This is a genomic window from Streptomyces sp. NPDC006743 (genome assembly GCF_040703815.1).
Lineage (GTDB): Bacteria > Actinomycetota > Actinomycetes > Streptomycetales > Streptomycetaceae > Streptomyces.
On sequence record NZ_JBEYJA010000108.1, the window covers coordinates 1 to 8,271 of the forward strand.

Sequence of the window (8,271 nt, forward strand, 5' to 3'; positions counted from 1 at the left end):
TCCAGTACCGGCCAGGCACCCTCGACGGTTTCATAGTGGGCACCGGCCTGGCTCTCGACGAACCGGCGTCACCCTGACAAGCCGAAGTCAGTAGTGCCTGACGCTGTCGGAGATCTTGGCTTCCGCTCTGTATTTGGTGGGCACGTCTTCTTCTAGGCGGCTGCCGTGGGCCTGTCCAGTGGTCAGGGAGAGTTGACGAACTGACGGTGGGCACTGCTCCTTCGCCGACTTCCGCTCTGGCAGGGTCGGAGCAAGTTGGTGCTCGCCATCGCGGAGGGTGGGCAGGTAACGGTGGACGTAGCGCAGGAGCAGGCCGGACGTCCTCGCCCGCACAAGCCGGATGCCTGCTCGGTATCTGACCGGCAGCGCCACGGCGAAGGGGCCTCGAATCCGGTAATTTCATCGGCAGCAGGAGCAGGACCACGCCGACCGAACGAGATGGGCTCTCAGCCGCCGCAGGGCCAACGCGGAGATGGCGAGGACCCCCGGTGAGAGGAAGGGCTCCAAGGCCTCTCCGGAACACACCGGGGGTTCTCTTTCGCGGGCGGTTCGTGCCAGGCGGAGGTCAGTCCGGTCCGTCAAGTCAGCATGCGTGCCCGCTTCTTGCCGGCCCGGTGGATGCCCAGACCGGTGAAGCCGACCCAGGCGAGAGTGATCAGACCGACGAGGGCATCCGCACCCCACCCGTTGACGGCGTAGAAGTGGGTGGCGTCCATGCCGAAGTAGAGCGACGGGATGGCCAGCAGGTTGATGACTCCGACGACGATGGAACCGCGCAGGGTCCACCGTGGCACCACCGGCGAAGCGGCTGCCGTGAACCGCTGCGCGGCACGGGCGAACCCGAGGAAGAACATCGCGATCCACAGGTGTGCGATCGGACCATGAGCCAGTGCCATGGCGGCCGCCAGAGGGCCGTCCGTGGTCGGGTCCATCCCCCGATCCGGGAAGGCCAAGGGAGTACCGGCCTCCAGCGAGGTGGCGAAGAGGATCACCGCGACGTAGGTGAGCAGCGACACGATGGTGAGCTGACCGATGATGGCGCGCCGGCCCGTGTCGTCCCTGGGAAGCAGACGCGCCAGAGCGACCCCGAACGCCGTCAGCACAGCCATGATCACCAGCGTCAGCAGGCTACGCGTCAGGACGTTCCACTCCGGAGGTGGCCCCGAGTAGACGAAGTACAAGGCCACCATCGGCACCGAGAGGGCACCCACTGCCATCCCCGCCCGGCCGGCGAAGGTGGTGGTGGACAGGTCCGATGCGTCGGCTGCGTGACGAGACGAGGCAGACAGGTTCTGCGCAGACGATGGCGTGGTCACAGCGACTCCCGGGTGACGTCGTCGGTACGGAGGTGTCCGGTCTGGAGGCGATGCGATGAACCGGTGCGTAGCCACTGGTCGCGGACGTGGTCCACGGACAGCAGTGCAGCGTTGATGAGAAGGGCGCTGCCGGGCGTCCACAGCCACCACGGACCGTCGAGGTCGGTGCGGAAGATGCCCATCAGCAACCAAACGATGATCTGGACGGCGGTCGCGAAGGCGGCCACCGTGGTGACGGCGAAGCGGATCCGGGTCGTGGAGCGCTGATCGGTCGGGTCGAGCCCGAGCAGCGTCATCAGGTGTCGGCGAGGACGTGTGGTGTTCATGTCCTCAACCATGTCGGCCGGCCGATGTGCCGGACGTCTGCCGATAGGACAGATCCCGTCCACGAACGGCCGACAGTTTCTACGACTTTCGTTGACTGCCTCGTCGAGGCCGCCGGTCTAGGGTGGTTCGGTGATGTCTCCTCCCCTCGCCGTCGTCGGCGGTCGCAACGACGAGATACCGGTGCGTCGAGGGCCGTGGATCGAGCGCGGCCGGTCGGCGTTGCTTGTTCTCTCCTCGTTCGCCGGTGGACTCGCCATGCTGTTCCTGGTCCTCGAGCAACGCCCGGGAGGCGGGTGGCGCGTCCTCGACATCTCCGTGGGCGCCGTCGCGAGTCTCGTCCTGCTGGTCCGTTACCGTGCTCCGGTCGTGGTCGGCCTGGTGCTGGCGGTCGCTGGGGCGTTCTGCGCCACCGCCGGCGTGGCGAACTACGTGGCCCTGTTCGCCGTGGCACGCAGCCGGGGCATCGAGCAGGCGTTCGTGGTGGCGTTGGCCGATATCGCCGGCGCCCTGGTCTTCTGGCTGCTGTATCCGGCCAACTCCGCGCTGAGCCTCACCGTGGTGGTCAACACCGCGATCGCACTCGCCGTCGTGGCCTGGGGCGCACTGCAGCAGAAGCAGCAGGACCTGGTCGCGGTCTACCGGGACAGAGCGGCCCGTATCGAGCGGGAGCGGGAGCAGCGTGCGGAACAGATCCAGATGGCCGAGCGCGCCAGAATCGCCCGGGACATGCACGACTCGGTCGCGCACTACATCTCGCTGATCGCGCTGTATGCCGGCGGGCTCGCGGTCGCCGGGGACAACGCCAAGAATGTCGGCACGACAGCCGCGACGATTCGCACGACCGCGATCAGTGCGCTCGACGAGTTGCGCACGGTGATCGGGATGCTCCGCGACGGCACCATCGTGACACCGCAAACTGCCGAGCACGAGCACACCGTCGCGGGACTGATCGACGAAGCCAGACAAGCCGGTCAGTTGATCGTCGCGCACCTTGATCTGCCCGACAACAGCGGCAGCACCGGCAGCACAGCCGCGCTGCGGGAACTTTCGGGCGCCGAGCACGTGTACCGCGTCGTGCAAGAGGGGCTGACCAACGCGCGCAAGCACGCCCCCGGCGCACTGGTGACGGTGAATGTCCGCCGCGAGGGCAGCGATGCCCTCGTCACGATCACCAACCCGATCGAAGAAACCGAGTCAGCGTTGCCCGGAACCGGCGCCGGCCTGAGCGGTCTCGTCGAACGGATCGCCACCGTGGGAGGCGTAGTCGAACACGAGGTCGTCGACCGCGGTGAGAACACCCACGAGTTCCGACTGACTGCGCGAGTGCCCCTGCGATGACCAGCTCTCCACGTTCCAGCAGCGCCCCCGGCGCACCCACGTCGGTGCTCATCGTCGACGACGACGCGATGGTCCGCGCGGGGCTGTCGATGGTCCTGTCGGTGGACCCCACCATCACGATCGTCGCCGAGGCATCCGGCGGAGCCGAGGCCGTCGTCGCGGCCACGCGGCACCGTCCCGACGTCGTGCTGATGGACCTGCAGATGCCGGAGATGAACGGCGTCGAGGCCACCCGCCGTGTCCGAGCGGCGGTGCCGTCGGTCGCGGTGCTGATGCTGACCACCTTCCACCTGGACACACACGTCCTCGACGCGTTGCAGGCCGGCGCGAGCGGATATCTGCTCAAGGATGTCGCGCCACAAGAGCTCTGCCACGCGATTCACCTTGCCGCATCAGGCGAATCCGCGTTCTCGGCAACGATCACCCGCCAACTCGTGGCCCGCCACACTCGCACAGCCGAGGACTCCACCAGCGCCAAAGCTCGGCAGGCACTGGAGGCGCTCACCGATCGGGAGCGCGCCGTCGCCGAGGCTGTCGCTGAAGGCGCTTCCAACGCGACCATCGCGAAGGCACTCTTCATGAGCGAAGGCACAGTCAAGACGCACATCTCCCGCGCACTCACCAAGACCGGCTTGGACAACCGCGTCCAGCTGGCACTCATGGTCTTCCGAGCGCAGCAGAACTCCTGAGTGAACGTCAAGTCCGATCTGGTTGCGTAATTCTTCGGCCCGGGCCGTGGTTTTGTCGTGCTGTTGATCAGCCCCAGAATATCAACTGCCAGTCCCCGCTTGCGCCCCGACACCTTCTTGTTGGTGTCCAGTCCCGTCGTGGTCTTCGGGACACCCGCGGCCGCGCGGACGGACCGGGTGTCGATGATCACCAGGGACGGGGCCTCTAATCGCCGGGCTCTCTCCCGTACCTGGCAGCGCAGGAGTTCGGAGATCCGCTGGTCGAGCCCGTCCTGGCGCCACAGGCCGAAGTAGTAGAACACCGCCGACCAGGACGGCAGATCATGCGGGAAGTAGCGCCCTTGGCAGCCCGTCCGGTTCTGGTAGAAGATCGCGTTCACGATCTCCCGGCAGATCGCAGGACCCGGGATCTTCGGTCGCTGACCGCGCCACCCTCTCCCGCTTCCAGGCCGTGACCATCGGCTCGATTGACGCCCACTGCTCGTCCGATAAGCCGCTGGGTTAGGGCTCTCGCTCCATGCCCACATCTCAGCATGCCCATGCCCATGCCCATGCCCATGCCCATGCCCATGCCCAGCAGTTGACCTGCGTGACGATCAGTACCTCGATCGAGCGATCACGAACCAGGGAAGATCGGACCTAACGTCCACTCATGACCACGCGTGCCCGATACGACGGCAAGACCGTCGTCGTCACCGGCGCCAGCGGATGGATCGGCGGCGCCATCGCCCGCCGCTTCAGCGCCGAGGGTGTCAACGTCGTCGTAACGGCACAGCGCCGCGACCGCCTCGACGCGCTCGTCGACGAGCTCGGACCGGAGCGCGCCCTCACCGTGACGGCCGACGTCACCCGCCGCGAGGGCCTCGACGCCCTGATGCGGGCGGCCGCCGACCGCTTCGGCGGCATCGACGACCTCGTCTCGAACGCCGGCAACGCCTTCCCCCGCGCCTTCGAGGAGCTCACGAGCGACGAATGGCGCCACTTCATGGCCACCAACGCGGACAGTGCTTTCCTCGGTGCCCAGGCCGCCCCGCCCCACCTCAAGCGCAGCCACGGCAGCATCGTGGACATCGCCGCACTGTGGGAGCCGAAGTGGTACATGCCCACCACGTTCGGATGATTCAGGCACGCCGCGATCTGGGCTTTTCTGCGGAAACGTGCGGTGTGCGTCCTCTCCGCCGCGCGCAGCAGCTTGACGGCCACCGGGCGGTCGAGAAGCTGATCGGCGGCACGCCACTCCTCGCCCATCGCGCCACGGCCCAGCAGTTCCTCAAGCTCGTAGCGGTCCGTCAGCAACACGCGGACACCCACCCCGCATCCCCCCGACACCCCACACTCGGCCAGCCCGAAAACGCCCGGTGATCAATGATTTGGACTGTATTCGGCTCAGCGTACCGGGGCCCGCCGGATGACGGACCACGGTCCCGGCCAGGCCCGCGGCGGGCAGGCAGACGCCAGCGAAAGGCATCTGCCTGCCCCCGTGGCGCAGGAGCCCGCACCGGAGGGCGGCAGGCACCTGCGGGAGGAGGGCCCCACGCTTACAGCGCACCGAGGGGCCCGGGGGTCACACAACCAGCCGGTCACCCGCGAGCACCGGGCGCGCGACGTCACCCCGGCACAGCGACGCACCATCCGACCGGGACCGGCCATGGCAGCACGCGCCATCCCAGCAGCAGGAGACCGAGCACAAGCTTGGCGATCTTGTAACAATGGGCCGACACCTGTGACACGCAGGACCTGGGACGCGCTGAACACAGTGACCCCGGTCGGGGTCACGCCGTCTGCTCTCCGAGGGGAGGTACGCGGGCGGCATCAAGACAGGGGCGGGCCCGCCCCCTGTTCATCTCGCAGCGTTTCGAGCGGAGTTCACGCCGATGATCAGCGTCATAGTCGCCGCGTACGACCTTCACGGACAACTGGGGGTCTGCCTGAATTCGATACTGAACCAATCCTTCCGGGACGTGGAGGTTGTCGCGGTCCTGGACCAGTCTGCTGAATGCCCCGCGGACTTGGTGGATGACTATGCTCGGCGTGATGGGCGGGTCTCGGTCGTGCGGCTGACGGGCGTCGCCGGCATCGGCCGAATACGCAACGCGGGGGCGGAGCGCGCCGCCGGTGACTACCTGCTGTTCCTGGACAGCGATCACATCATCGGAGGTGAAACGCTTCAGGCGATGGCCGATCGGCTGCAAGCGACAGGCGAGCCGGATGTTCTTCTCTTCGGGCACACTCGCCTCCATCGCGGCCGCTCATGGCCCGGTGCGGCCGCCGATCTGCTCGCCCGGCAAGGACGTGAGCGTTTCGCCCCGCTCGATCAGCCCGAGTTGTTCGGTGCTCCCGCCTACTCCTGGGACCGGTTGGTCCGCCGCGACTTGTGGATCCGGGAGGAACTCGCGTTCCCTGACGGTCTCCACGAGGAGGTCACAGTCGTCCACCGCGCCATGCTCGCCGCTGACCGGGTCGCCGTCCTGAAATGGAACTGCGTCCAGATCCGCCGTCGGCACACTCAACACCCCGCAGGCTCACCGGACGGCACCCACTTCGACGTCTTCAGCCGGTACGAAGAGAGCTTCGACTTGCTCGAGGAGCGCGAGGCCCTGGACGTTGTGGCTCCCTTTCTCTTCACTCGTATGATCCGTCACTACCTCTTCCTCCTCAATCTGGAGGGATGTCTCTCCCGCTCCGAGCGCCCTCAGTTCTTCCAACGGGCCAGCGAGCACTACCGGCGGTTCCTCCCCGATGGCTACGAGCACCCCGAAGGTCGGGAGGGTGTCAAGTTCCAACTCGTGGCGAGCGGGAGATACGGTGCGCTGGAGGCCGCCAGTCTCCCGCAGCGCGCGCGGGGTTTCGTCTCCCGGGGCGCCGCCGTCCGCGGACGGTAGCCCCAGGCTGGGCGATTTCGACCGTTACTGCCGCCGACAGAGCGGCATTGATGGCTGCCATCGACGCCGGGGGCGAGGCGTCCACGGCCCTGCTGGAGGGGCGCCCGCATCCCTGGCCCAGGTCCCGCTGCCCGGAGTGCGGAGCCACCTGGTACGCCAGTGACACCCCGATGGGGACCCGTAAGCGGTCGGACAGCCGCTACTGCTCGCCACGGTGCCGTACCCGCGCTGGCGCCGGCGGCAGCGTTCGCGTTCAGCAGGCGTCACCGGGTGACGCCTGCACGGGACGCTATCCACCCTCCCTCACCTACCGGCGCATGCCGAGGGTGTCCCATCGCGCGCCTGTTCCTCGGTGAGTTTGTCGGCCCGACGGCGGGTGTTGTCGACGACGGCACCCCGCTTGATCTCGGTCCCCTCCGGCAGCACCTCCACCGCCTTGCGCGGTACCCGCAGGTGTCCCTCCCGATCGCTGTACTGCCGCGCGGCCGCGAGGTTCACAGCCCGAGCTGCCTCCCGCCGTCCCACCGGCCGCACCGCCTCGGCCCGGCGGCGGGGGCAGGCTCCAGTCCCAGCGACTCCAGAGGTACTGCTGGGCGGGCATCAGCCGCTCCTACTCCCAACGCTCCCCGCCGCCCACGCCCCGCGATCCTCTCCCCCTGCGCGATCACTCGCCGACACGGCTCCCGCCGTCGGTACGCTGCCCGGTACCTGTTCGATGGTGGTGTCGCTCATCTGGGGTCTCCTTGATCAACGGATCCGCCGATCATTGAACACTCCCGTTCAGGGGTTTGAAGTCGGGGTAGTAGGCTCCGGCGGCGGTTGCGGTGTCGATGTTGCGTGGGAAGAGCGCGGCTTCGTAGGCGCGGATGGCCGCGTCGATGTCCTTGGGCTGTTCGGCGATGGCGTTGCCGAGCTGGCCTGCGTCGAAGAGCGCCCAGTTCGCTCCTTCGCCGTCCGGCGGTGCCAGGTGGGCGGCGTCTCCGATGAGTGTGACTCCAGGTACATGTTCCCAGCGGTGCCCGATCGGTAGCCCGTACAAGGGACGGAAAATCGGTGGGATGTCGCTGTCCGCGACCAGGGCGACGAGCTCCGGCGCCCACCCCTTGAACATCGCCGCGACGGTGCGGGCGGCCGCAGGGCCGTCTTTGAAGTCGATGCCGTCGAACCAGTCGAGCGGCTGGTCGAACATGGCGTAGGAGTGCAGGGTGTCCGCGCGCTCGCGTTGCACGCCAAGACCGATGCGGGTGGTTTCGTCGTAGGCGGTCATCGACCCGCCGCCGACCAGCGCCAGGGTGGCAGGGTGCCGGGTGTCGCTCTCATACAGGTACGTCTCGACCATCGAGCGTCCGGCATACGTGGGCGTGGCATCGGAGAGCAGCGGTCGGACCTTCGACCAGGCACCGTCGGCACCGACGAGGATGTCGGTGACAATTGTGGATCCGTTGGCGAAGGTCACTTCGTGACGGCCGTCAGCGAGGGTCCGAACACTCCGAGTCTTGTGGCCCCAGACGACCCTGGCGGCAGGCAGGGATTCCAGCAGCAACTGTCGCAGCTCGCCACGCTGCACCTCGGGGCGGCCTCCGGCGGGGTCATCGGGCTGGTCCGCCAGGACGGTGCCGTCAGGCCGGCCGGGCCGCCTGTTTCCCGGCCTCAATGACCAGCTTCTTCACCGTCTGGGCCGGCTCGGGGTAGGCAGGCTGGGGCCTTGGGCCGCGCCCG

8 protein-coding genes and 1 pseudogene are annotated in these 8,271 nt (G+C 67.8%); 5 read left to right on the plus strand and 4 right to left on the minus strand.

The features are described from left to right. Positions 1–578: 578 nt before the first annotated feature. On the minus strand, positions 579–1,316 hold the full coding sequence (locus ABZ719_RS36715) for a hypothetical protein (RefSeq protein WP_366729509.1): 738 nt from the start codon (positions 1,314–1,316) through the stop codon (positions 579–581). Then, entirely contained in the window at positions 1,313–1,642 is a 330-nt protein-coding gene (locus ABZ719_RS36720; protein WP_234438439.1) for a hypothetical protein, read from the minus strand. Before ABZ719_RS36720 ends, ABZ719_RS36715 begins: the two co-directional genes overlap by 4 nt. 133 nt (positions 1,643–1,775) lie before the next feature. Here ABZ719_RS36720 and ABZ719_RS36725 point away from each other — a divergent pair, with 133 nt between their 5' ends. Both ABZ719_RS36725 and ABZ719_RS36730 read left to right on the plus strand, forming a co-directional pair. After that, positions 1,776–2,981 (plus strand): histidine kinase, encoded by a 1,206-nt coding sequence (locus tag ABZ719_RS36725; RefSeq protein ID WP_366729510.1) that lies wholly within the window; start codon positions 1,776–1,778, stop codon positions 2,979–2,981. Continuing rightward, positions 2,978–3,670, plus strand: a complete 693-nt coding sequence (locus ABZ719_RS36730; protein ID WP_366729511.1) for a response regulator transcription factor — start codon at positions 2,978–2,980, stop codon at positions 3,668–3,670. Before ABZ719_RS36725 ends, ABZ719_RS36730 begins: the two co-directional genes overlap by 4 nt. 68 nt (positions 3,671–3,738) lie before the next feature. Here ABZ719_RS36730 and ABZ719_RS36735 read toward each other — a convergent pair. Further along, a pseudogene (locus tag ABZ719_RS36735) lies at positions 3,739–4,129 on the minus strand (transposase); the annotation flags it as partial. 193 nt (positions 4,130–4,322) lie between these two features. On the opposite strand from ABZ719_RS36735, the gene ABZ719_RS36740 reads away from it, so the two are divergent. The 3 genes from ABZ719_RS36740 (at position 4,323) to ABZ719_RS36750 (ending at position 6,552) form a co-directional block, all read left to right on the plus strand. Beyond that, positions 4,323–4,790 (plus strand): SDR family NAD(P)-dependent oxidoreductase, encoded by a 468-nt coding sequence (locus tag ABZ719_RS36740; protein ID WP_366729512.1) that lies wholly within the window; start codon positions 4,323–4,325, stop codon positions 4,788–4,790. Continuing rightward, the gene (locus ABZ719_RS36745; RefSeq protein ID WP_366729513.1) at positions 4,787–5,032 is read left to right on the plus strand and encodes a hypothetical protein; all 246 of its coding nucleotides are present in this window, start codon (positions 4,787–4,789) and stop codon (positions 5,030–5,032) included. Before ABZ719_RS36740 ends, ABZ719_RS36745 begins: the two co-directional genes overlap by 4 nt. Positions 5,033–5,544: 512 nt before the next feature. Beyond that, positions 5,545–6,552: a glycosyltransferase family 2 protein gene (locus ABZ719_RS36750; protein ID WP_366729514.1), complete on the plus strand. Its 1,008-nt coding sequence runs from the start codon at positions 5,545–5,547 to the stop codon at positions 6,550–6,552. Positions 6,553–7,315: 763 nt separating this feature from the next. Here the strand turns inward: ABZ719_RS36750 and ABZ719_RS36755 are convergent. After that, entirely contained in the window at positions 7,316–8,008 is a 693-nt protein-coding gene (locus ABZ719_RS36755) for a hypothetical protein (RefSeq protein WP_366729515.1), read from the minus strand. Positions 8,009–8,271 lie beyond the last annotated feature (263 nt).